Source organism: Pseudomonas sp. MC6 (assembly GCF_054790575.1).
Map to the genome: position 1 here is coordinate 6,292,899 of NZ_CP186504.1, position 23,791 is coordinate 6,316,689.

The window sequence follows — 23,791 nt, forward strand, 5'->3', positions numbered from 1 at the left end:
GGATTTAAAGTGAGCAAGTCATTGCAAGCCATTCGTGGCATGAACGACATCCTGCCCGAACAGACCCCGCTGTGGCGTTATTTCGAGGGCACCGTAGCGCGTTTGCTGGATAACTACGGTTACAAGCAGATCCGCATGCCGATCGTCGAGTTCACCGAGCTGTTCAAGCGCTCGATCGGTGAAGTGACCGACATCGTCGAAAAAGAGATGTACACCTTCGAAGATCGCAACGGCGACTCCCTGACCCTGCGTCCGGAAGGCACCGCGGCGTGCGTGCGTGCTGTGCTTGAGCACGGCATCACCGGTGGCGGCCAAGTGCAGAAACTCTGGTACATCGGCCCGATGTTCCGCCACGAGCGTCCGCAGAAAGGTCGTTATCGTCAGTTCCACCAGATCGGTCTGGAAGTGTTCAACCTCGACGGTCCGGACATCGACGCCGAGCTGATCATCATGACCTGGCGCCTGTGGGGCGAGCTGGGCATCCGTGATGCGGTCAAACTCGAACTCAACAGCCTCGGCACCAGCGAGTCCCGTGGGCGTTATCGTGAAGCGCTGGTCGAGTACCTCTCGGCGCACCACGACAAACTCGACGAAGACAGCCAGCGTCGCCTGAAAACCAACCCGCTGCGCGTGCTCGACACTAAAAATGCCGACACTCAAGCGGTGCTGGTCGATGCGCCGAAAATGGCCGACTACCTCGACGACGAATCCCGTGCGCACTTCGAAGGTTTGAAAGCGCGTCTGGATGCCGTTGGCATTCCGTACGTGCTCAACCCGAAGCTGGTGCGCGGCCTCGATTACTACAGCAAAACCGTATTCGAATGGGTTACCGACAAGCTCGGCGCCCAGGGCACTGTTTGCGCGGGTGGCCGTTACGACGGTCTGGTCGAGCAGATGGGCGGCAAGCCAACCACCGGCGTCGGTTTCGCCATGGGCATCGAGCGTCTGGTACTGATGCTGGAAACCCTGGAACAGATCCCGGAAGAAATCTCCCGTCAGGTTGATGTCTATCTGTGCGCCTTCGGTGAAGAAGCCGAGTTGGCCGGTCTGGCCCTGGCTGAGCGTGTTCGTGATCAACTTCCAAACCTGCGTCTGCAAGTCAATGCTGGCGCCGGCAGCTTCAAAAGCCAGTTCAAGAAGGCCGACAAGAGCGGTGCGCTGTACGCACTGATCCTCGGTGACGACGAAATGGCCCAGCAAGTGGTAGGTTTCAAACCCCTGCGTGGCCAGGGCGAACAACAAAGCATTGCCTGGGATGCGCTTGCCGCTCACCTGGCCACCTGCGTCGTGCAGGGTTGAAGCTGTCCAAACAGCCGATTTAGCGATTAAGGAGTATTGGGGTGTCGAGTACCGAAGACGAACAGTTGGCGGATTTGAAGGACTGGTGGACACGCAACGGCAAACCTCTGGTCACCGGCGGCCTGTTGGCGCTGGTCATCGTGTTCGGCTGGCAGGCTTATCACAAGTATCAGAGCAACCAGTCGCAAGGCGCCTCGGTGCTCTATCAGCAACTGCTGGAAACTACGCTGACGCCTGACGGCAAGCCTGATGCTGCCCGCGTTGCGGACCTGGCCGGCAAGCTCAACAGCGAGTTCGGCGGTTCTGCCTATGCGCAGTACGGCAGCCTGTTCGTGGCCAAAGTGGCGGTCGACAGCGGCAAGCTGGACGACGCCGCTACCGAGCTGAAAGCCATCGTCGACAAACCGGCCAACCCGGCGCTGGGCGAAATCGCCCGTCAGCGTCTGGCGCAGGTGCTTGGCGCGCAGAACAAGGCTGAAGACGGCCTGAAACTGCTCGACGGCGACGCCGACAAAGCGTTCCTGGCCACTCGCGAAGAACTCAAGGGCGACCTGCTGGTGCAGCTGGGCCGTACCGATGACGCGAACAAGGCGTATCAAAAAGCCAAGGCGGCACTGTCGGATGAAGCGGCGGTCGGTGGCCTTCAAATCAAGCTCGACGACCTGGCCAAAGGGGATGCGTGACGTGATCCGTTGGAAGCATGCAGCATTGCTGGCTCTGGCCCTTCTGGCCGCGGGTTGCAGCAGCAACAGCAAGAAAGAATTGCCACCGGCTGAACTGACCGACTTCAAAGAAGAAGTGGTTCTGCAAAAGCAGTGGAGTCGTTCGATCGGTGACGGTCAGGGCGAAACCTACAACATGCTGGTGCCGGCGATCGACGGTGACACCATCTACGCCGCTGATGTAACCGGCGTGGTGATGGCCATGGATCGCGGCAACGGCGACGTGAAATGGAAGCAGGATCTTGACCTGCCTGTCTCCGGCGCTGTCGGCGTTGGTTATGGTCTGGTGCTGATCGGCACCCTGCGCGGTGAAGTCGTTGCTCTCGACACCAGCAACGGTGAAGAGAAGTGGCGCGCTCGCGTCAACAGCGAAGTCTTGGCGCCACCGGCCAACAACGGTGACGTGGTAGTGGTGCAGACTCAGGACGATCGTCTGATCGGTCTGGATGCTTCCACCGGTACCCAGCGTTGGGTGTATGACAGCACCCCGGCCGTACTGACCCTGCGTGGCACCAGTGCGCCGCTGGTGACCAACCGCCTCGCGGTGGCTGGCCTGTCGACCGGTAAAGTGGTCGCTCTGGACATTTCCAACGGCGTGCCGGTCTGGGAACAACGGATCGCGATTCCACAGGGTCGTTCGGAACTGGAGCGCGTGGTCGATATCGACGGCGGTCTGCTGTTGTCCGGCGGTACGCTGTACGTTGCCAGCTACCAGGGGCGCGTTGCGGCACTGGATCTGGAAAGCGGTCGTCAACTCTGGCAGCGCGATGCGTCGAGCTATGCCGGTATCGCTCAGGGTTTCGGCAGCGTTTACGTGAGCCTGTCCTCGGGCACCGTTGAAGGCGTCGACGAGCGTTCCACCACAGCATTGTGGAGCAACGATTCGTTGGCTCGCCGTCAACTGTCGGCTCCGGAAGTGTTCTCCAGCTATGTTGCAGTGGGTGACCTGGAAGGTTATCTGCACCTGTTGAGTCAGGTTGACGGTCGTTTCGTCGGCCGTGAGCGCATCGACAGCGACGGCCTGCGTGCCCGTCCGCTGGTGGTGGGTGACACGATTTATGTCTATGGCAACAGCGGCAAACTGGAAGCCCTGACCATCAAGTAACAACTATGCTTGGGGTTAAACCCCCAGGCGGCCCCGGATTCATGGGGCTTGCAGCGCTAACAGGCGTTGCCCCGAGCACCAGCCGCTGCCTCGCAGCGGCTTTTGTATTTTCTGAAATAACGAAGTGGAGAGCCGCATGGTTCCCGTAATCGCCCTGGTGGGCCGACCGAACGTCGGCAAGTCCACCTTGTTCAACCGCCTGACCAGGACTCGCGACGCCATCGTCGGCGACTTGTCCGGTCTGACCCGTGATCGCCAGTACGGTGAGGCCAAGTGGCAAGGGCGTTCCTACATTCTGGTCGACACCGGTGGTATCTCCGGTGACGAGCACGGTATGGACGAAAAAATGGCCGAGCAGTCGCTGCTAGCCATTGAAGAAGCAGACGTTGTGCTGTTCCTGGTAGATGCCAAGGCCGGTTTTACCGCCGCCGACCAGATGATCGCCGAACACCTGCGCAAACGTAACAAGCGTTCCTACGTGGTCGCCAACAAGGTCGACAACATCGACCCGGAAATGGCCCGCGCTGAATTCGCTCCGTTGGGTATGGGCCACGCGATCCCGATCGCCGGTGCTCACGGCCGTGGCATCACCCAGATGCTGGAAATCGCCCTGGGTGATTTCCCCAAAGACGCAGAAGAGCCGGAAGACGGCGAAGAAGAGATCGTTGCCGAAGGCGAGGAAGCCAAGCGCATTCCTGGCCCAAGCGAAAAAGACGGGATCAAGATCGCCATCATCGGCCGTCCGAACGTGGGCAAGTCGACCCTGGTCAACCGCATGCTCGGTGAAGACCGCGTAATCGTCTACGACCAACCCGGCACCACGCGTGACAGTATCTACATTCCGTTCGAACGCAATGAAGAGAAGTACACGCTGATCGACACCGCGGGTGTGCGCAAGCGCGGCAAGATCCACGAAGAAGTCGAAAAATTCTCCGTGGTCAAAACCCTGCAGGCGATCAAAGACGCCAACGTGGTGATCTTCGTGATGGACGCCCGCGAAGGTGTGGTCGATCACGACCTCAACCTGCTCGGTTTTGCCATCGAGTCGGGTCGTGCGCTGGTGATCGCGATCAACAAGTGGGACGGCATGACGCCGAGCGAGCGCGACTATGTGAAGGTCGAGCTGCAGCGTCGTCTGTTCTTCGTTGATTACGCCGACATTCACTTCATCTCGGCCCTGCACGGCACTGGCGTGGGTAACCTCTACGCCTCCGTACAGAACTCGTTCAAGTCGGCGGTCACCCGCTGGCCGACCAACCGTCTGACCCAGATTCTCGAAGACGCGGTGGGCGAGCATGCGCCACCGATGGTCAACAACCGCCGGATCAAGCTGCGTTACGCCCACTTGGGTGGTGCCAACCCGCCGATCATCGTGATCCACGGTAACCAGATCGAGAAAGTGCCGAAGTCGTACGTGCGCTATCTGGAGAACACTTACCGCCGTGTGCTGAAGCTGGTCGGTACGCCGATCCGCATTGAGTTCAAGGGCGGCGAGAACCCGTACGAAGGCAACAAGACCACGCTGACCGACCGCCAGGTCAACAAGAAGCGTCGCTTGATGTCGCACCACAAGAAAGCCGACAAGAAGCGCCGCGACAAGAAATAAGGTCGCGGGTCGTTGATCGTTCCCATGCTCCGCGTGGGAATGTATACGGTGACGCTCTGCGTCACAAAAGCGGTGGACGCAGAGCGTCTAAGGCTGCATTCCCACGCAGAGCGTGGGAACGATCAACATGAGAGAAGGGTGCCATCCGGCGCCCTTTTTTTATGGGCGCCGGATGGGCTATCCTCGGGCCCTCCCGCGCCGTCGTCAGAGCCGGGTGTTGAGCAGGGAACCCCCGATGATCACCAGTAAGCTGCCGAATGTCGGCATCACTATTTTCACGCAGATGTCTCAGCTCGCCGCGCAAACCGGCGCGATCAACCTGTCCCAGGGTTTTCCTGATTTTGACGGCCCGCAGTCACTGCGCGATGCAGTCGGTCGGCACATCGCCAGTGGTCATAACCAATATTCGCCAATGACCGGGTTGCCGGCCTTGCGCGAGCAGATTGCGGCGAAGATTGCTCGCAGCTATGGCGTGCAGGTCAATGCCGACAGCGAAGTGACGGTCACGCCGGGCGCGACCCAGGCGATCTTCTGTGCAATTCAAGCGGTTATCCACAGCGGCGACGAAGTCATCGTGTTCGACCCGTGCTATGACAGCTACGCACCGGCAACGGAGTTGGCGGGCGGTCGTTGCGTGCATGTGCAACTGAACCCGGACGACTTCTCCATTGATTTCGATCAGCTCGCCGCGGCCCTGAGCCCGCGCACGAAGATGATCGTCATCAACACCCCGCACAACCCGAGCGGCGCACTGATCAGTCGTGCCGAACTCGATCAACTGGCGGCGCTGATCCGCGATCGCGACATCTATCTGATCAGCGACGAAGTCTACGAACATCTGGTGTTCGACGGCGTGCCGCACGTCAGCGTGCTCGCCCATGAGGAGCTGTATCAGCGCGCCTTCGTGGTCAGCTCGTTCGGCAAGACCTATCACGTCACTGGCTGGAAAACCGGTTACGTCGTTGCTCCACCAGCGCTTACGGCCGAATTGCGCAAAGTTCATCAGTACGTCAGCTTCTGCGGTGTCACTCCGCTGCAATATGCGCTGGCCGATTACATGGCCGAGCACCCGGAACACGTTGAAGAACTGCCGGGCTTCTATCAGGCCAAGCGCGATCTGTTCTGCGATCTGCTGGCGCCGTCGCGCTTCACCTTCACCCGTGTCACTGGCACCTATTTTCAGTTGGTCGATTACTCGCAGATCCGTCCTGACCTGAATGACGTCGAGATGGCCATGTGGATGACCCGCGAACACGGCGTGGCGAGTATTCCGGTGTCGGTGTTCTACCAGAACCCACCCGAAGGTCAGCGCCTGGTGCGCCTGTGCTTTGCCAAACGCGAGGAGACGCTGCGTGAAGCGGCGGCAAAACTATGCGTGATCTGAGTGCGTTACCCGATCTCAACCTGGCGCTCATCCAGACCAGCCTGGCCTGGCACGACCGTCAGGCCAACTTCGAGCATTTCGAGCAGTTGCTGGAGCAGGCGCAGGGCGCTGATCTGATCATCCTGCCGGAAATGTTCACCACCGGATTCTCCATGGAGTCCGAGACCCTTGCCGAAGCCGAGAACGGCCCGACCAGCAAATGGCTGCGCGTTCAGGCGGCGAAACTCGATGCGGTGATTACCGGCAGCGTGATTATTCAGGCGTCTGACGGTAGCCATCGTAATCGCCTGTTGTGGGCGCGACCGGACGGCGAAGTGTTGCATTACGACAAGCGCCATCTGTTTCGCATGGCGGGCGAGCATAACCACTACACCCCCGGCGAACGTCAGGTGCAGTTCGAACTCAAGGGCTGGCGGATTCGGCCATTGATTTGTTATGACCTGCGTTTCCCGGTGTGGAGCCGCGATGCCCAGGACACCGATCTATTGCTGTACACCGCCAACTGGCCAGGCGCGCGGCGTCTGCACTGGAATCGCCTGTTGCCAGCGCGAGCGATCGAAAACCTTTGTTATGTGGCGGCGGTGAATCGCGTTGGCACCGACGGCAAGGGCTTCGCGTATACCGGAGACAGTCAGGTGCTGGATTTCCAGGGTGAAACCTTGCTGGCGGCGGGGGAGGCGGATGGTGTGTTCAAGGCTGTGCTGGAAGCGGCTCCGCTCGCGGCGTATCGCGAGCGTTTCCCGGCGAATCTGGATGCCGACACCTTCGAGTTCACCTGAAAAGCAAAAGATCGCAGCCTTGGGCAGCTCCTACATGGCGTACGACATCACAATGTAGGAGCTGCCGAAGGCTGCGATCTTTTGATCTTCAACAAAAAGGCCCCGAAGTTCAAACGCCGGGGCCTTTTGCATTTCAGCGGTCGATTACGCCGCTTTCGCCTCAGGCTGGCTCAGCGAGCGGTTCAGCGCGCTGAACAGGGCCTTGAAGCTGGCCGTGGTGATGTTTTCATCGATACCCACGCCGTGCACCGCACGTTCGCCATTCACACGCAGCTCAATGTACGCCGCTGCCTTGGCATTGGTGCCCGCGCCGATCGCGTGTTCGTTGTAGTCCATGATCTCCACCGGAACCGGCAGGCCGGCGACCAGTGCTTCCAGCGCACCGTTGCCTTTGCCGCGCCAGTGCAGGTTGGTTTCGCCCTGACCTTTGCTCGCCACTTCCACTTCGACGGCGCTGTTGCCGTTTTCTTCCTGCAGGCGATGGCTGACCAGCGCGTACGGGGTGTTGGCTTGCAGGTATTCGCTGATCAACAGCGAGTGGATCTGCTTGGCGGTCATCTCCAGGCCGAGACGATCGGTTTCACGCTGCACCACCTGGCTGAATTCGATCTGCATGCGACGTGGCAGGCTGATGCCGTATTCCTGCTCCAGCAAGTAAGCGATGCCGCCCTTGCCCGACTGGCTGTTGACGCGAATAACTGCCTCGTAGCTGCGGCCAATGTCGGCCGGGTCGATCGGCAAGTACGGCACTTCCCAAAGCGCGTCTGGTTTCTGCTGGGAGAAGCCCTTGCGGATTGCATCCTGGTGCGAGCCGGAGAACGCGGTGTGCACCAGGTCGCCAACGTACGGGTGACGCGGGTGAACCTGAATCTGGTTGCACTCTTCGACGACTTTGCGCACGCCGTCGATGTCGGAGAAGTCCAGCTGCGGGTCGAGACCCTGGGTGTACATGTTCAACGCGACGGTGACGAGGTCGACGTTACCGGTACGCTCGCCGTTGCCGAACAGGCAGCCTTCGACGCGATCGGCGCCAGCCATCAGGCCCAGTTCGGTAGCCGCGACGCCAGTGCCACGGTCGTTGTGGGTGTGCAGGCTGATGATCACGCTGTCACGACGGTTGATATTGCGGCCGAACCACTCGATCTGATCGGCGTAGATGTTCGGTGTCGCGCACTCAACGGTGGCGGGCAGGTTGAGGATCATCTTGTGCTCAGGCGTCGGGTTCCACACCTCGATCACCGCGTCACAGACTTCCTTGGCGAATTCCAGCTCGGTGGCGCTGAAGGTTTCCGGCGAGTATTCGAAGGTCCACTCGGTGTCCGGCTGCATCGCCGCGTATTTGACGAACAGCTTGGCCGCGTTCACGGCGATGGCCTTGATACCGTCCTTGTCCTGGTTGAAGACGATGCGACGGAAAGAAGGCGAGGTGGCGTTGTACAAGTGAACGATGGCTTTTTTCGCACCGCGCAGGGATTCGAAAGTACGCTCGATCAAATCTTCACGGCCCTGGGTCAGCACCTGAATGGTGGTGTCGTCCGGGATGTGGCCTTCTTCGATCAGGGTACGCACGAAGTCGAAGTCGGTTTGCGAAGCGGCCGGGAACGAGGCTTCGATTTCCTTTACACCGACCTGCACCAGGGTTTTCCAGAAGCGCAGCTTTTTCACCGCGTCCATCGGTTCGATCAGCGACTGGTTGCCGTCACGCAGGTCGGAACTGCACCAGATCGGCGCGGTGTCGATGGTTTTCGACGGCCAGGTGCGATCCGGCAGGTTGATGACAGGAAACGCGCGGTATTTCGAAGACGGATCTTTGAGCATGCTCATCGGGAAATTCCTTATTGTCTGGGCCGAAAAGAGGCGGCCTGCCGGTGTTACGAATGTTCTGGGAAAAGCGTGGGACGAGGTGCCGCGATTCAGCCTGGCAGTCGTGCACTGACGAGGCACAGGCTGCGGTGCTGGCGAAGCTGAATGAGGGTGTGAGAGGTTTTCATGCCTTCAACCCTAACCGCGGGGGGAGAGGTTGGCAAGCAGTCGGAAAAAATTGAGAGGAATACTCGGAAAGCGGGTTTTTGCAGGATTTTATTGCGCTGGAGGTCGCTGATTATTGTGATATTTGCGCGAGGTTAGATTGGGGCGCAATTGAGTTTTTGAAGATTCATTGAGTGTGGCGGTGTTTGATAGGCCGCCTTCGCGAGCAGGCTCGTTCCCACAGGGGATCTTTGTTGTGATTAAGATCCCCTGTGGGAGCGAGCCTGCTCGCGAAGAGGCCGGTCGCCTCAACACATATTCAAGGTTGAAATGCGCCAATGAAAATCGCCGGATCCACCCGCGCATCATTCAGGCTGACATTCCAGTGCATGTGCGGGCCGGTCGCGCGGCCGGTCATGCCAACCTTGCCGACCACCGCGCCGCGCGCCAGTTGATCGCCGACTTTCACATCAATCTTCGACATGTGGCAGAACATGCTGATAAAGCCCTGCCCATGGTCGACAAACACGGTGTTGCCGTTGAAGAAGTAATTGCCGGTGAGGATCACCTTGCCCGCCGCCGGGGTCTTGATCGGCGTACCCGCCGGCACCGCGAAGTCGAGGCCCGCATGCGGGTTGCGCTCTTCATCGTTAAAGAAGCGACGCACACCAAATTTGCTCGACAGCGGCCCATTGACCGGTTTGTCCAGCAGCAAATTGCTCGGTGTGTTCGGGCTGAAGCTGCGATACGCCTTGATCTGCTCGGCCAGTTCACCCTCGATGCGTTTGAGGTTCGACTGATCCGGGTTGACTTGCTGTTTGTTCTTCAGGGTAATGCGCTGTTCCGGGTATTTCTTGTTGCCCACGGTGAATGGCAGATTGCGCCCACCGCTGCTGATCTGCTGCGCGCCCGGCTTCACCGTCAACGGCACGCCGACAATCGCCAGCCAGTTGTTCTGTTCTTTCACCACCAGCACCGGTTTGCCCTGATACGTGGCTTTCGGTGCCTGCGCGGCCGCGCCCAGATCAACCACCGCCACGCCACCCGGCACCGGTTTGTTCAGCAGCCGGGTGATGTAACTGTCTGCGTGGGCATTGAAGGTCAGGCAGAGCAAAAACAATGGAGCGAGAAAACGCGGCATGGATCAGTCCAGTAAAGAGAGGGTGACAGGCGTCAGGTGATTGTCCTCGACGCGCACTTGCAGTTCGCCTTCGCCGAGTTTGGCTTTCAGGCGCTGGCCGGTGTGGGTCTGGGCGGCGTTGCGGATTGCGTGGCCACGCTCATCGAGCAGAATGCTGTAGCCACGACCGAGCGTTGCCAACGGGCTGACAACATGCAGCGTCTGCATCTGGCTGTGCAGTTGCAGACGGCGATTTTTCAGGCCTTCGCGCATGGCGCGGGGCAAGCGTTCGGCGAGGCTGTCGAGTCGCTGGCGCAGCATCGCCAATTGCCGTCCCGGATGTTGCCCGGCGAGACGGGTTTCCAGGCGGATCAAGCGTTCGCGGCGAGTATTGAGGTGACGCTCGAACGCCCGGCGCATGCGCATGTCCAGATCGTCCAGACGCTGCGCTTGCTGGCGCAGACGTTCACCGGGATGGCGCAGGCGACGGGCCATGCCTTCCAGGCGCAGGCGATCACGCATCAAACGGTCGCGCATGCGCATCACCAAGCGGCGATGCAGGCTTTCGACCTGACGGATCAGATGACTGGAATCCGGAGCGAGCAACTCGGCAGCTGCAGATGGCGTCGGTGCGCGCACGTCGGCAACAAAGTCGCTGATCGACACATCGGTTTCATGGCCGACGGCGCTGACAATCGGCGTCACGCACGCATCAACGGCACGGGCCACGGCTTCTTCGTTGAAGCACCAAAGGTCTTCCAGCGAACCGCCGCCACGGGCGAGGATCAACGCATCGAAGCCACGGGCATCGGCCATTTTCAGCGCACGAACGATTTGTGCGGTGGCTTCGCGGCCCTGCACGGCGGTCGGAATCAGCGTCAGTTGCACTTGCGGCGCACGGCGGCGGAACACGCTGATGATGTCGCGAATCACCGCGCCGGTCGGCGAACTGATGATGCCGATGCGTTGCGGATGCGCGGGCAGCGGCACTTTGCGTTCGGCACTGAACAGGCCTTCGGCGCTGAGCTTTTCTTTGAGTGCATCGAAAGCCAGACGCAGCGCGCCGTCACCGGCAGGCTCCACAGTGTCGAGGATCAGCTGATAGTCGCCACGGCCCTCGAACAGCGAGACCTTGCCGCGCACCTTCACCGCCAAGCCGTCCTTCAACGCCTGGCGCACTCGCGCGGCGTTCTGCCGGAACAGCGCGCAACGCACCTGCGCGCCGCTGTCTTTGAGGGTGAAATAGATGTGGCCGGACGCCGGGCGGGCGAGGTTGGAGATTTCGCCTTCGACCCAAATGTTGCTGAACACGTCTTCAAGCAACACCCGCGCGCGGCCGTTGAGCTGGCTGACGGTCAGGACTTCACGGTCCAGGCCAAGTCTTGCAAAGGGATCTTTAATCATGGGGCGCAGTTTAAAGGCATTTGCCGTTGAATCACCACAAGTCCCCTGTAGGAGTGAGCCTGCTCGCGATAGCGGTGTGTCAGTCGCAGGATAGGTTGAATGTTCAACCGCTATCGCGAGCAGGCTCACTCCTACAAGGGGGTTGTGAAGTTTTCGATGAAGTGGTGAATCAGCGGAGTGGGATTCTGGCGATAGGCGAGGGCGACGGTGCTTTGGCAATCGGGATCGGCCAGCGGTACAAAACGCACGCCGCTCGGGGCGATGTCCTGCATCGATTCCGGCAGCAGTGCAATGCCGAAGCCGGCCCGAATCAACTGTAGCTGCGTGGTCTTGCGCGACATCACCCGCGCCGCTTTCGGGAAGAAACCCTGGCGCATGCACAAGTCGGCACACAGGTAGCTCAGTCCGCCGCGTTGCGGGTGTGGAATGGAGATGAACGCTTCGTCCTTCAATTGCGCCAGATCGACTCGCTCAGCCTCCGCCAATCGATGATCCATCGGCACCGCCAGCAGCAACCGCTCAGTAAACAGCGGCACAATCTGAAGCCCTTCACGCTGGCGTAACACCGGCAGGCGCAGCAAGCCAATATCGAGTCGGCCCTCGGCCAACTCTTCCAGTTGCGCCTCGGAAGACAACTTGCCGATGTCCAGCGATACACCGGGTTGTCGCTGCAGATACGCGCCGATGTCTCTGAGCAAACGGCCGCTGATCGACACTGTGCTGGAATGGCTGAGGCGCAAGGTGCCGAGCTGACCATTGCCGACCTCAGTGGCCATGGCGCTGGCCTTGCTCAGCTCATTGAGCAGATTTCTTGCCCGCGGCAAAAACGCTTCGCCCGCCGCCGTCAGTCGGGGCTGGCGTGCCGTGCGTTCGAACAGCGGTGTTTGCAGACGCGTTTCCATGTCCTTGATTTGCCGGCTCAGCGCCGATTGCGCGATAAACAGGCGCTCGGCCGCCGCACTGAAACTGCCGCATTCGGCGATTTCCACGAAGTAACGCAATTGACGGGTTGAAAGCACAGCAATGCCTTTTTGAGATGGGTCGGTGGCTTTGAAGATATTAGTCGCAACGCTCGACGCTGGCTAAAGTCATTGCAGGTTTATTAAGGACGCGAATCGATGAGCGTGGCGGGATTGTTGAGTGACTGGGCGTGGGGCGCCGGCGGCTGGGCGGTGATTGGGCTGGGGATCGCCCTGGCCTATATCGTTTTCGGCATTGCCGGGTTCGGCACGGCGTTAGTGGCCGGGCCGATCCTGATTCTGTTCATGCCGTTGTCGAAGATCGTACCGTTGCTGGTGCTGCTGGATTTTGTCGCGGCGTTCGGCAACCTGCTGCCGTCGCGGCGGGATGTGGCGAAACCGGAGTTGTTGCGGCTACTGCCATGCATGGCGGTGGGCTGTACGCTTGGGGTTATTTTCCTGCTCAACCTCAAATCCGATGTGTTGCTGTTATTGATGGGATTGTTTATCAGCGCTTACGCGATTTACAGCCTGTGGGTGAAAGCGCGGCCGACGCAATTGTCGGCGGGGTGGGCGGTGCCGATGGGCACGGTGGGCGGGTTGTTTGGGGCGCTGTTTGGCAGTGGCGGCTTTTTATATGCGATTTATCTCAACAGCCGACTGCCGAAAGACTCAGCTCGGGCCACGCAAAGTGCGCTGATCAGTTGCAGCACGGTGGTGCGTTTAAGTCTTTTTGCCATCGCCGGCGTGTATGCCGAGCTACCCTTGTTGATGTTGGCGCTGTGTTTGTTACCGGCCATGGCGTTGGGATTGTGGATCGGGCGGCGGTTGACCATGAAGTTGTCGCGCGAAGCGTTTGTGCGGCTGGTGACATGGCTGGTGCTAGCGAGCGGGCTGGCGTTGATCGGGCGCTACCTCAGCACTTGACCGGATTTCGTCAGGGATTAAGCTGCCGGCCTTTAGGGCCTCTTCGCGAGCAGGCTCGCTCCCACAGGGAACTGCATTCCATTGTGGGAGCGAGCCTGCTCGCGAAGGCGTCAGAAGCCATACCGCAGGACTTTCCATGAATTCGCAAAGCATCATCGTCCCGAAAATCTCCACCCTGCCGGTCCACGAGCCCCGGGCGCGGGCGATCGTGCGCTGGCTGGTACGCAAGAACATCATCAAAGAAGAGCTGAGCACCTGTGGCCGCACCGGCAATCGCATGGCTTACGCGATCGCTGACGGCGCGCGCGCCGTGGTGCTGCACCCGCAAGCGTTGCCGTTTGGTGAGCCGATCAACGGCTTGGAGATCGTCACCAAACGCTGCATCTACACCCCGGCCAAAGGTTTTCTCGAAGAAGCCGGTTGCGCCGAGTGCCGTCGCGAGGTCGGCGAAGCGCTGTTCGAAAGCCTTGAAGACTGGTTTCCAGGTCGCACCGACAACTTCACTTGCCCGGAATGCGGGCATGAAGATGACATCAACGGTTTTCTGTTTTTGCAGGAATGTGCGTTTTCCAACCTCGGTTTCATCTTCAACAACTGGCTGGAGGCGGGCTTCAAGCAGAGCTTTATCGATGAGTTCGCCGATTGGCTCGATCAACCTGTCTCTTGGGTCAAGGTGGAGCTGTAGGGCCGGGGATCTCCGTACATCAGCAACATTGATATTAAGCTGAGTTTTACATTGAACAGCAGGGGGTGGATGACTATAATGGCGCGCTTCCATTTTCCCGCTCGGGAGCCCCCGCGATGCTGCGTATCAGCCAAGAAGCTCTGACATTCGACGACATTCTCTTAGTGCCTGGTTATTCCGAGGTGCTTCCTAACGAAGTCAGTCTCAAGACCCGCCTTACCCGTGGCATCGAGCTGAACATTCCTCTGGTTTCTGCTGCAATGGACACCGTCACTGAAGCCCGTTTGGCAATCGCCATGGCTCAGGAAGGTGGCATCGGCATTATCCACAAGAACATGACCATCGAGCAGCAAGCTGCCGAAGTGCGTAAGGTCAAGAAGTTCGAAGCCGGCGTCGTCAAGGATCCGATCACCATCGAGGCTGATGCCACGGTTCGTGATCTGTTTGAATTGACCCGCATGCACAACATTTCCGGCGTTCCGGTGCTGCACGATGGCGACCTGGTCGGCATCGTCACCTCCCGTGACGTGCGTTTCGAAAGCCGTCTGGAAGCCACCGTCCGTGAAGTGATGACGCCCAAAGAGCGTTTGGTCACGATCAAGGAAGGCGCGAGCAAGGACGAAGCACGCGAACTGCTGCACAAGCACCGCATCGAGCGCGTGCTGATCGTCGACGACAAATTCGCCCTCAAAGGCATGATGACCGTCAACGATATCGAAAAAGCCAAAGCCTACCCGCTGGCCAGCAAGGACGATCAAGGTCGTCTGCGCGTTGGCGCCGCTGTCGGCACCGGTAAAGACACCGGTGACCGCGTTGCCGCTCTGGTCAATGCTGGCGTGGACGTCGTGGTAGTCGATACCGCGCACGGTCACTCCAAAGGCGTGATCGACCGCGTTCGTTGGGTCAAAGAGAATTTCCCTGAAGTGCAGGTGATCGGCGGCAACATCGCCACCGGCGCCGCTGCCAAGGCTCTGGCCGAAGCAGGCGCTGACGCAGTCAAGGTCGGTATCGGCCCTGGCTCGATCTGCACCACCCGTATCGTCGCCGGTGTCGGCGTCCCGCAAATCAGTGCCATCGCCAATGTCGCCGCTGCCCTTGAAGGCACTGGCGTTCCGTTGATCGCCGACGGCGGCATCCGTTTCTCCGGTGACCTGTCCAAGGCCATCGTAGCCGGTGCTTCCTGCGTGATGATGGGCTCGATGTTCGCCGGTACTGAAGAAGCGCCGGGCGAAATCGAACTGTTCCAGGGCCGTTCGTACAAGGCTTATCGCGGCATGGGATCGCTGGGCGCCATGTCCCAGGCACAAGGTTCTTCCGACCGTTACTTCCAGGACTCCTCGGCAGGCGCCGAGAAACTCGTTCCGGAAGGCATCGAAGGCCGTGTTCCTTACAAAGGCACCCTGAGCGCGATCATTCACCAGTTGATGGGCGGTCTGCGTTCCTCGATGGGCTACACCGGCAGCGCCAACATCGAAGAGATGCGCACCAAGCCTGAATTCGTGCGGATCACCGGCGCTGGCATGGCCGAATCCCACGTTCACGACGTGCAGATCACCAAAGAAGCGCCAAACTACCGCGTAGGTTGAGCCTTCAAGCAATAAAGTAAGCAACCGGGGCTGTTTGATTCAGCCCCGAGTTGTTTCTGAATCACGACTGTTTCTGAACGACTTAGACGAGACTGAATCATGGCCCTCGATATTCACGCTCACCGCATCCTGATCCTCGACTTCGGTTCGCAATACACCCAACTGATTGCCCGCCGCGTGCGTGAAATCGGTGTGTACTGCGAACTGCACCCGTTCGACATGGACGAAGATGCGATCCGCGAATTCGCTCCTAAAGGCGTCATCCTCGCCGGCGGCCCCGAGTCCGTGCACGTCGCCGACAGCCCGCGCTGCCCAAAGGCAGTGTTCGATCTGGGCGTACCGGTCTTCGGTATCTGCTACGGCATGCAGACCATGGCCGAGCAACTGGGCGGCAAGGTTGAAGGTTCCGAACTGCGTGAGTTCGGTTACGCCCGCGTTGACGTGGTCGGCAAGAGCCGCCTGCTCGACGGCATCGAAGACCATATCGACGCTGACGGCCTGTTCGGCCTCGACGTGTGGATGAGCCACGGTGACAAGGTCACCAGGATGCCGGAAGACTTCCACATCCTCGCCAGCACCCCGAGCTGCCCGATCGCCGGTATGTTCAACGACGACCGTGGTTACTACGGCGTGCAGTTCCACCCGGAAGTGACCCACACCAAGCAGGGCGGTCGCATCCTGTCGCGTTTTGTCCTCGACATCTGCGGCTGTGAAGCCCTGTGGACCCCGTCGAAGATCGCTGAAGACGCCATTGCCAACATCCGCGCACAAGTCGGCACCGACAACGTGCTGCTGGGTCTGTCCGGTGGTGTTGACTCCTCGGTGGTTGCCGCGCTGCTGCACAAAGCCATCGGCGACCAACTGACCTGCGTCTTCGTCGACAATGGCCTGCTGCGTCTGCACGAAGGCGAGCAAGTGATGGCCATGTTCGCCGAGAACATGGGCGTCAAAGTCATTCGCGCCAACGCTGAAGATCAGTTCCTCAACAACCTGGCCGGCGAAGCCGATCCGGAGAAGAAGCGCAAGATCATCGGTCGTACCTTCATCGACGTCTTCGATGCCCAGTCCAATAAACTGGAAAACATCAAGTACCTCGCGCAGGGCACCATCTACCCGGACGTGATCGAGTCGGCTGGCGCGAAAAGCGGCAAGGCTCACGTAATCAAGTCGCACCACAACGTGGGCGGCCTGCCGGAAGAAATGAACCTGAAACTGGTCGAGCCACTGCGCGAACTGTTCAAGGACGAAGTCCGTCGTCTGGGCCTGGAACTGGGCCTGCCGTACGACATGGTCTACCGTCACCCGTTCCCGGGCCCGGGTCTGGGCGTGCGCATCCTCGGTGAAGTGAAGAAGGAATACGCCGACCTGCTGCGTCGCGCTGACCACATCTTCATCGAAGAACTGCGCAAAGCCGACTGGTACCATAAAGTCAGCCAGGCCTTCGTGGTGTTCCAGCCAGTGAAATCGGTTGGCGTTGTTGGCGACGGCCGTCGTTACGCCTGGGTCGTGGCCCTGCGTGCCGTAGAGACCATCGACTTCATGACCGCGCGTTGGGCACACCTGCCCTACGAATTGCTGGAAACCGTCTCCGGCCGCATCATCAATGAAATCGAAGGCATCTCCCGCGTCACTTACGACGTGTCGAGCAAGCCGCCGGCGACCATTGAGTGGGAATGATCCCGCTGCAAGTTGATTAACGAAAAACCCTTGGCCTGAAGCCAAGGGTTTTTTCGTTTCATGCCCGGAAAACGGGTTAGCTGGGTAAGCGACTTTGCAGGGTCAAGCCGATCTCTATCAGGCGCTGGGATAACGCGCCGATGTCACGGAACATGATGCCGCTGATTCGGGGCATCGACTGTGCCCAGATGTAAACCTGACCATCCCCTCGGCGATTCACCATTGTTCGAACAATATTGCCGTCGCTGTTGCGACGCACAAGCGTGTATGCATTCTGGGTTTTTTCGAGCATGAACATGCCGTTGCGATTCAGCAGGGTATTCACTGTTGCCTCAGTCCAACGCGGCACAGGCGTTTCGATCTGCAAGCGCAGATCAGCGAATAGAAAGTCGGATGAGTTGCGCGTCGATGCCCCGTTATCAAACGGGCCCCGAGCGACTTCCAGTCCCGGGTCTATCCTGACGCCGGCCACTTCGGTGGATGTCGCTTCTTCAATCCGTAACCCGATGCCACCCCTGAGTTCGCTGATGCCGGGCAGATTTCTGAAGGTATTGGTGCTCGTTGCCTCGACCAGGGCAACCCATTTGCCTGGCCTGTTGAGGAGTTCGTCACCCCACATGATTTGAGAGGCGAGCCGGGCGTGGATCATCTGCTCTTCGATCGAAGTCAGCGGTATCTTCAGCTTGTAACTGTGCGCGACTTCAAGACCTTGGGTCCGGATGCCATTGGCCTGGGCAGCCTTGATCAATTCCAGCATGTTGAACCGGCCATCAGGGTCAGTACCCAGGCTGGACAAGTAGCCTCGAAGATCCTCTGACATCTCTCCCGACAGGAAAAAGTCGTTGAGATCTGCCTGAGCAAAATCACTCAGCAAACCCCGTACGTACAGCGTGTTGATATGCCGTGCGAACGCCGGCATGTTTTCGATCATGAAGCGTGTGCTGGCGATGCGATCAAGGGTTTCGCCGACGACCAGTCCATCGGTATTGGCAAAGATGCGATCAATCAACTCAGCCGTCTGCATCGCGGCATCGATTGGCGGGATGACGGGCCGTGCGGGCAAGTTGGTCCAGTTCAGCTCGGAGTAATACTCTTTGGCTTCGTTTAGCAAGGACGAGCGTCTGTCGCGAAAATAGGCCGCATACGTATCGACACTTGATGGTTTACCGCGGTTTGCACTGGAGAGCTCGGCGAACGTCTCGGGCAAGTTCATTGCCCATCTTTTCATTCTCGCCATGTCCACGCCTTCGATGTCGTTGAGGGGCGTCACCAGGCGCAGTGGTCGCGCGACCGGTGAAACCGGTTCGACGAGGGGAAGCTCCGCTGACGGCGTTGATGAAGCCTGGGCCGAGGACGAGGAAAGGTCGGAGTCCAGGAAACAGGCCTTGCCCACGCATTGGCCGCCTCCCCTGAGACGCAAGGCGGGTATGCGTTGCCACTTGCCGCTACTGCCGAAGCGTACTGGCAACGAGTAAGCGAACTGATTGGGTCGCTCGGGATTGACGATGGCCCAGTTGCCGGCGTCTTCGGAGTCGGCGAAGTAGCGCACGTAGTACGCGCTACCCTCCATTTCGATGGCATGGCCCGGATCCTTGTCCAGGCGGTAAATACCTTCATATTTGCCCGGCGCTGCCTCTACAGAGCGGTGGACCAGTAATTCGTTGCATCGATATCGGGCAGGAATCTTTGGCAAGGGCGAACCTTGGCGCGCAGCAGCCGTGGCCAACGGCCGGATGGATGCGATGGGAGTCTCGGTGGGGATTTCGTTTGTCAGCTCAACGGCTACCTCTGGATCAACCACCGGGACTGGCGGTTGATCCAGAGGCGGCAAGAAGGGTGAGTCTGGCGAAGTGAACTCGATCAACCCGAGCATTTCTTCAGCTTCGGCAAAATCCACCTGCGGGCCCACTTCAAGTTGCGCGCCCGTGCTGATCAGAAACGGAATGCTGAACACAATGTCGATGGCATTGAGCACTGCACCAGTAACACCGGCCTTGCGTTCGGTGGGCGTAATGCCGTTGATGGCCTGATCGATGTTCAATCCCATGTTCGCGATGCTGGCGCCAATCAAAGGCAACGCCAAGGGCCAGCCCACCGCTGCCATCGGGCCGAATACTTTCAGCCCGGCACTCAAATAACCGATCCAGAGTTTTTTGCGCAGGTCGTTGTTGGACGTGAGCGCCAAGTGCGCCTCGGCAACCATGCCTGAACGTGTCGACTCGCTCAACCAAGTGAATGCGTCACCGCTGATCGCGACGTTGCTGCGATTAATCATGCGGTGATCGCTGTGACCCCAGGTGCTCACCAGGCGGTTCATCAGATCGGTGAGGTTTTCGTTGATGTGATTACGGTCAGCCAGCGGGAAATGCTGGAGAAATGCCGTGCGCTTGTCGTCTGAATTCATCTGCTCAAGTATCCACCAATGCAGATCCGCTTCATTGTCCTTAAAGAGGAATGCTCGGGCCTCGCCTGGCAAGTAAAGGGTCTGGCGGCCACTGCTTTCCACCAGACGCAGAGCATTGAAGGCGACGTGGCCATCGAGATCCAGCGCCCGCACTTCAGCACCGACCGGGTGTAGCGCTTGCAGCATTTGCAAGGTAACGGGCCAAGTGACGGGCCCGATGACCGAGCCGACGATGCGCTGAAAATCAGCGCCATCCAGGTCACCCTGCTGCAGCGCCTGCACAGCCAGACTGAGAAAGTTGCACTTTGCCAGGGCGCGGAAGTTATCCGCCGAGGTTTGCCAGAATCTCGTCAGTTGACCTGTGTAGCGCGCGCTGAAGTCGACATCCCAGAATGCCCTCAGCACATCGCTGCCGAGCAATCGCACTTCATTGCTCTGATTGAAGTTCTCTGCCTCCGGGCCATCCGAGTAGAAGCCGCAGTAGAGGCCAAGCAGATCTGCGTTGTCTTGATCGGTCGCGCGAAAGCGATGGATCACCAACTGCGTGAGGGTGAGCGTTTCGTAAGGTTTTTCCAGCGCATGTTCCCAACCAGTGAAGGTCAACGCACTGCTCTGCGCCGTTTTGAAACGGTGGAAGTAAATCCGGTCAGGATCGAGGCCGGACAGTCCTTTTTCCGCCAGGATTTCGTTGGCGACTTGCCGGGCTGCGTCGAGCAAACTCGGGCAGGTCTGCACGATAGTCGCGGCAATGGCTTTGAGGGCAGTTTTATCCGCTGCGTTTGGCAGGAGACGTCGTTCGGGTGAGGTCATGCGTTCTTCATCCTTGAGAAACAAAGATCGAGCATGACTGATTCGCGCAAGGGCAGTGCACTACCGGGCTACCGCATTGCCCTTGTTGATAATAGGGTGGGAGTGCTGGAGGAGGGCAGATTGCAGGACGTCCTGCAGGCGCTAGCTGGCTTCACAAGTGCGGAGGAAGCTTGATGAAAAATGCCCGTCAGTTTTGCTGACGGGCATTTTTTGTTGTCGGGTTTCCCCTGCTCATGTTTAACCGGAGAGCCTCAATCAGGGATCCGGCTACGCAATATCAGTCCGGTATCGGACAGCCGCTGAGACATGTCCTTCAGGTTGGCGTACGCGATGTCATTCACCCGCTGCCACGCAGGTCGGTGAAGGGAGACTTTGCCGTCGCTCAATCGAGTTATCGGCGTGCGCTGGAGCATGCCTTGTTTGCTGCGGTGGATCAGCGTGTAGCTGTCCCCCGCTTTTTCAAACAGATACATGCCACGCCTGTACAAAAGATTCTCCAGCGTCTCCTCGCTCCAGGCCTGCTCAGGTGCCTGAACTTTCAATCGCAAGTCGGCGCGCAGAAGGTCCGGATTACCTTGCCTGACAGCGCCGCCGGGCGAGCTGCCGCGTGGTACTTCAATACCCGGATCGACATCAACGCCCAGGTCTTCACCGGGGCCGACTTCAGCGATTCTCAGGCCGATTGCTCCCTTCAACTCACTGACACCCAGTAGTCCTCTGAAGGTGTTGGTGTTTTGAGCATCCGTCACGACAATCCATTTCTGCGGGCTGTTGAGGTAGACGTCGCCGGTCATGATGTTGTTTGTCAGGTAGGTGCTCATCATTTGCTCGTCGACGGAGGGCAGAGGTGTTTTCATTTTGTAGCTCGCGGCGCAGTCGAGCGCCTGGACTCGAACCCCGTTCGCTCCTGCTATCTGAACCAGTTTCAGTGGGTTGAAACGACCGCCCGGATCGGTGCCGAGACTGATCAAATAACTGCGCAGGTCCGCGGACATAATGCCACTGGTGAAGTAGCGATTCAGTTCAACCTGAGCGAAGTCACTGAGCAGCCCGCGCAGGTAGAGGGTTTTCGCGTGGCGGGCCAATGCCGGCATGCTTTCAATCAGAAAACGCATGCTGGCGATGCGATCAAGGGTTTCTCCTACCACCAGACCTGATGCGTTTTCAAAAATGCCATCGACAAGTTCGGCCAGTGGCATCGAGCCGCTGAGCTCGGGCAGCGTTGGCCGCGCGGGCTGGATCATCCACGGCAGATTCTTGAAAAAGCTTCTGGCTGAACTCTGCAGTAGCAGGCGTTTACCAACGGCATGCAGCTCGAACGGGTCGTCCATGCCAAAGCCACCGGCCCCGTCGGGCTGTAACTGGGCATGGGTTTCGTTGAGGTTCAACGCCCAGCCTCTTATCGAACGGCGCACGAGCGGATCGATGTCGTAGGCGCTGTTCACCGGACGTGGAGGGCGCGATGTCGAGGGCTGCGGTTCTGCCGCCTCTTCTGCGGGTATCTCGGGCGGTACGGGTTCGAAGGTATCGAGTTCGATATCCGGGGTGCATTTTTTGCCCATGCATTGACCGCCTCCTTTGAGTCCCAGTGCAGGCATCCGCTCCCACTCGCCTGCGCCATTGAGGCGGACCGGTAAGGCGTGGACAAACTGATTGGGTCGCTCCGGGTCAACGATTGCCCAATCACCACTACCGCGAGAATTGGCGAAGTAGCGCACATAGTAGGGAGTGTCATTCATCAGAATGGCGTAGGGCGGATCGGAGTCGAGACGGTAAACACCGTGGTATTTCCCGGACTCTTCGTCGAGTGCTGTGCCGTCGAGCAACTCGTTGCATTGATAGCGTTCGGGCACCGGCGGCGGTGCGGTTTTTTGCGCCGGGATCAGCACGGTCTCGTGAAGATTCGGCAGGGTGATATCGACATCGTCCGGCACCATGATTGGCGATGGGTTGTCGCTCTCGACAGCAGGACTCAAGGCTTCGTTGTACTCGGCCATTTCTGCGGCCTCCGCCGCCTCGACTTCTGCGCCAACCTCCAGCATCGACCCGGTGTCGATAAGTAATGGGAGGTTGAATAACAGGTTGATGCCACTCAAGACTGCGCCCAGCAAGCCGGCCTTGCGCTCGGCCCTTGTCTTGCCGTTTTGTGCCTGATCGATATTCAGACCCATGCTGGCGAGGGTGGCGCCAATCACTGGCAATGCCAGTGGCCAACCGACAGTGGCCATCGGCCCGAACACCTTGAGGCCCCCACTCAGGTAGCCGATCCACAGCTTTTTGCGCAGATCGCCATTGGATGTCAGCGACAGTTGGGCTTCTGCAAACATCGCCTGGCGAGTCGAGTCGCGCAGCCAACTGAATGCATCATCGGTCAGCACCAGGTTTGTACGGTTGATCAGGTGATGATCGGACCGGCCCCAAGTGCCCACCAGGCGATTCATCAGATCGGTCACGTTCTCGCTCATGTGTTGACGGTCGGCGAGGGCAAAGTGATCCAGGAAGGACGCGCGGCGTTTCGCGTCGTTCATCTGCTCCAGCACCCACCAATGCAGATCCGCCGCCGTGTCCTTGATCACGAATGCTTCGGCCTCACCGGGCAGATAGATAATCTGCCGACCCGCAGAGTCAACAATGCGCAGCAACCGAGTGGCGACATGCCCGTCGACGTCAAAGGCATAAACATCCCCCGTTGCAGTTCGACTCGCTTGCAGCATGTTCAGGGTGACCGGCCAACTGACAGGCCCCACCACTGAATTTACCAGCCATTGAAAGTCATGACTGGTGAGCTGCCCAAGATCCAGAGCCTGCACCGCCCTGTTGAGAAAATTGCATTTGGCCAAGGTGCGGAAATCGTCGGCGTGAGTGTTCCAGAAGTCCGTCAGGATGGCGGTGTAGTGACCACTGAAATCGAGGCTCCAGAACGCTTTCAAAACCTCGTTGCCATGCAGTCGCACCTGATTTTTTTCGTCGAAATTCCCGGTTTGCGGACCTTTTGTATAAAAACCGCCGTACAAGTCGAGAAGATCGGCGTTGTCCTGGTCGGTCGCGCGAAAACGATGAATAACCAGCTGTGTCAGGGTCATCGATTCGTAGGGCTTTTCATCGATGTGCTCCCAACCGGTAAACGTGTGGACGCTGCTCTGGGCAGTCTTGAAACGATGGAAGTAAACCTGATCCGGATCGAGGCTCGACAAGCCGTTTGCTTCCAGTAGATCACGGGCAGCTTGCTGTGCTGCTTCCTGCAGGCCGGGGCAGTTTTGCACGACAGTAAAGGCGATCTTCTTCAGAGCCGCTTTGTCCGCGGCGTTAGGCAGGGGCGGTGGTAGGTGGGCGTTCATGCTTTCTCCATCCTTGAG

Annotated in this window: 16 protein-coding genes; 10 read left to right on the forward strand and 6 right to left on the reverse strand. The window is 59.1% G+C overall.

Going from position 1 to position 23,791, the window contains the following annotated elements; translation table 11 throughout:
- The first annotated feature begins 9 nt into the window (after positions 1-9).
- The 6 genes from hisS to ACOYXE_RS28440 all read left to right on the forward strand — a co-directional run bounded on the left by hisS (position 10) and on the right by ACOYXE_RS28440 (position 6,895).
- Positions 10-1,299: a histidine--tRNA ligase gene (gene hisS / locus ACOYXE_RS28415; RefSeq protein ID WP_027612134.1), complete on the forward strand. Its 1,290-nt coding sequence runs from the start codon at positions 10-12 to the stop codon at positions 1,297-1,299.
- A gap of 41 nt (positions 1,300-1,340) precedes the next feature.
- On the forward strand, positions 1,341-1,982 hold the full coding sequence (locus tag ACOYXE_RS28420) for a YfgM family protein (protein ID WP_007916865.1): 642 nt from the start codon (positions 1,341-1,343) through the stop codon (positions 1,980-1,982).
- Positions 1,975-3,126: an outer membrane protein assembly factor BamB gene (gene bamB / locus ACOYXE_RS28425; RefSeq protein ID WP_016984368.1), complete on the forward strand. Its 1,152-nt coding sequence runs from the start codon at positions 1,975-1,977 to the stop codon at positions 3,124-3,126. Before ACOYXE_RS28420 ends, bamB begins: the two co-directional genes overlap by 8 nt.
- A gap of 136 nt (positions 3,127-3,262) precedes the next feature.
- Complete coding sequence (gene der / locus ACOYXE_RS28430) at positions 3,263-4,732, forward strand: ribosome biogenesis GTPase Der (RefSeq protein ID WP_095122497.1); 1,470 nt, start codon at positions 3,263-3,265, stop codon at positions 4,730-4,732.
- Between the two features lie 235 nt (positions 4,733-4,967).
- Positions 4,968-6,116, forward strand: a complete 1,149-nt coding sequence (locus ACOYXE_RS28435; protein ID WP_460927132.1) for a pyridoxal phosphate-dependent aminotransferase — start codon at positions 4,968-4,970, stop codon at positions 6,114-6,116.
- The gene (locus ACOYXE_RS28440; protein WP_405122934.1) at positions 6,104-6,895 is read left to right on the forward strand and encodes an amidohydrolase; all 792 of its coding nucleotides are present in this window, start codon (positions 6,104-6,106) and stop codon (positions 6,893-6,895) included. The genes ACOYXE_RS28435 and ACOYXE_RS28440 overlap by 13 nt, the downstream gene beginning before the upstream one ends.
- 144 nt (positions 6,896-7,039) lie before the next feature.
- On the opposite strand, the gene leuA is transcribed toward ACOYXE_RS28440, so the two are convergent.
- The 4 genes from leuA to ACOYXE_RS28460 all read right to left on the reverse strand — a co-directional run bounded on the left by leuA (position 7,040) and on the right by ACOYXE_RS28460 (position 12,406).
- Positions 7,040-8,719, reverse strand: coding sequence for a 2-isopropylmalate synthase (gene leuA / locus ACOYXE_RS28445; RefSeq protein ID WP_016984364.1), 1,680 nt, complete (start codon positions 8,717-8,719; stop codon positions 7,040-7,042).
- Positions 8,720-9,182: 463 nt separating this feature from the next.
- Positions 9,183-10,004: a M23 family metallopeptidase gene (locus tag ACOYXE_RS28450; RefSeq protein WP_160059309.1), complete on the reverse strand. Its 822-nt coding sequence runs from the start codon at positions 10,002-10,004 to the stop codon at positions 9,183-9,185.
- Positions 10,005-10,007: 3 nt separating this feature from the next.
- Positions 10,008-11,387 (reverse strand): exodeoxyribonuclease VII large subunit, encoded by a 1,380-nt coding sequence (gene xseA, locus ACOYXE_RS28455; protein ID WP_016984362.1) that lies wholly within the window; start codon positions 11,385-11,387, stop codon positions 10,008-10,010.
- Between the two features lie 131 nt (positions 11,388-11,518).
- A complete protein-coding gene (locus ACOYXE_RS28460; RefSeq protein ID WP_160059307.1) occupies positions 11,519-12,406 on the reverse strand; it encodes a LysR family transcriptional regulator in 888 nt (295 codons plus the stop codon).
- 99 nt (positions 12,407-12,505) lie between these two features.
- Between ACOYXE_RS28460 and ACOYXE_RS28465 the strand changes: the two genes are divergently transcribed.
- From ACOYXE_RS28465 to guaA, 4 genes are all read left to right on the forward strand, one after another.
- Positions 12,506-13,273, forward strand: coding sequence for a sulfite exporter TauE/SafE family protein (locus tag ACOYXE_RS28465; RefSeq protein WP_160059306.1), 768 nt, complete (start codon positions 12,506-12,508; stop codon positions 13,271-13,273).
- Between the two features lie 136 nt (positions 13,274-13,409).
- Positions 13,410-13,958 carry a sugar ABC transporter ATPase gene (locus ACOYXE_RS28470; RefSeq protein WP_077574417.1) on the forward strand — a complete coding sequence of 183 codons (549 nt, stop codon included), beginning with the start codon at positions 13,410-13,412 and terminating at the stop codon, positions 13,956-13,958.
- Between the two features lie 116 nt (positions 13,959-14,074).
- Positions 14,075-15,544, forward strand: coding sequence for an IMP dehydrogenase (guaB, locus tag ACOYXE_RS28475; protein ID WP_007916845.1), 1,470 nt, complete (start codon positions 14,075-14,077; stop codon positions 15,542-15,544).
- Positions 15,545-15,643: 99 nt separating this feature from the next.
- Positions 15,644-17,221 (forward strand): glutamine-hydrolyzing GMP synthase, encoded by a 1,578-nt coding sequence (guaA, locus tag ACOYXE_RS28480; protein WP_160059305.1) that lies wholly within the window; start codon positions 15,644-15,646, stop codon positions 17,219-17,221.
- A 76-nt stretch (positions 17,222-17,297) separates the two neighbouring features.
- Here guaA and ACOYXE_RS28485 read toward each other — a convergent pair whose 3' ends face one another.
- Together ACOYXE_RS28485 and ACOYXE_RS28490 are read right to left on the reverse strand one after the other, a co-directional pair.
- Positions 17,298-20,435: a membrane-targeted effector domain-containing toxin gene (locus ACOYXE_RS28485; protein WP_460927138.1), complete on the reverse strand. Its 3,138-nt coding sequence runs from the start codon at positions 20,433-20,435 to the stop codon at positions 17,298-17,300.
- A gap of 251 nt (positions 20,436-20,686) precedes the next feature.
- Positions 20,687-23,773 carry a membrane-targeted effector domain-containing toxin gene (locus ACOYXE_RS28490; RefSeq protein ID WP_460927139.1) on the reverse strand — a complete coding sequence of 1,029 codons (3,087 nt, stop codon included), beginning with the start codon at positions 23,771-23,773 and terminating at the stop codon, positions 20,687-20,689.
- Positions 23,774-23,791 lie beyond the last annotated feature (18 nt).

Bases quoted from the DNA above. Each gene is read 5' to 3' on its own strand.
- bamB (WP_016984368.1), top strand. From the start codon at position 1,975: ATGCGTGACGTGATCCGTTGGAAGCATGCAGCATTGCTGGCTCTGGCC.
- der (WP_095122497.1), top strand. From the start codon at position 3,263: ATGGTTCCCGTAATCGCCCTGGTGGGCCGACCGAACGTCGGCAAGTCC.
- ACOYXE_RS28435 (WP_460927132.1), top strand. From the start codon at position 4,968: ATGATCACCAGTAAGCTGCCGAATGTCGGCATCACTATTTTCACGCAG.
- ACOYXE_RS28440 (WP_405122934.1), top strand. From the start codon at position 6,104: ATGCGTGATCTGAGTGCGTTACCCGATCTCAACCTGGCGCTCATCCAG.
- leuA (WP_016984364.1), bottom strand. From the start codon at position 8,719: ATGAGCATGCTCAAAGATCCGTCTTCGAAATACCGCGCGTTTCCTGTC.
- ACOYXE_RS28450 (WP_160059309.1), bottom strand. From the start codon at position 10,004: ATGCCGCGTTTTCTCGCTCCATTGTTTTTGCTCTGCCTGACCTTCAAT.
- xseA (WP_016984362.1), bottom strand. From the start codon at position 11,387: ATGATTAAAGATCCCTTTGCAAGACTTGGCCTGGACCGTGAAGTCCTG.
- ACOYXE_RS28465 (WP_160059306.1), top strand. From the start codon at position 12,506: ATGAGCGTGGCGGGATTGTTGAGTGACTGGGCGTGGGGCGCCGGCGGC.
- ACOYXE_RS28470 (WP_077574417.1), top strand. From the start codon at position 13,410: ATGAATTCGCAAAGCATCATCGTCCCGAAAATCTCCACCCTGCCGGTC.
- guaB (WP_007916845.1), top strand. From the start codon at position 14,075: ATGCTGCGTATCAGCCAAGAAGCTCTGACATTCGACGACATTCTCTTA.
- guaA (WP_160059305.1), top strand. From the start codon at position 15,644: ATGGCCCTCGATATTCACGCTCACCGCATCCTGATCCTCGACTTCGGT.
- ACOYXE_RS28485 (WP_460927138.1), bottom strand. From the start codon at position 20,435: ATGACCTCACCCGAACGACGTCTCCTGCCAAACGCAGCGGATAAAACT.
- ACOYXE_RS28490 (WP_460927139.1), bottom strand. From the start codon at position 23,773: ATGAACGCCCACCTACCACCGCCCCTGCCTAACGCCGCGGACAAAGCG.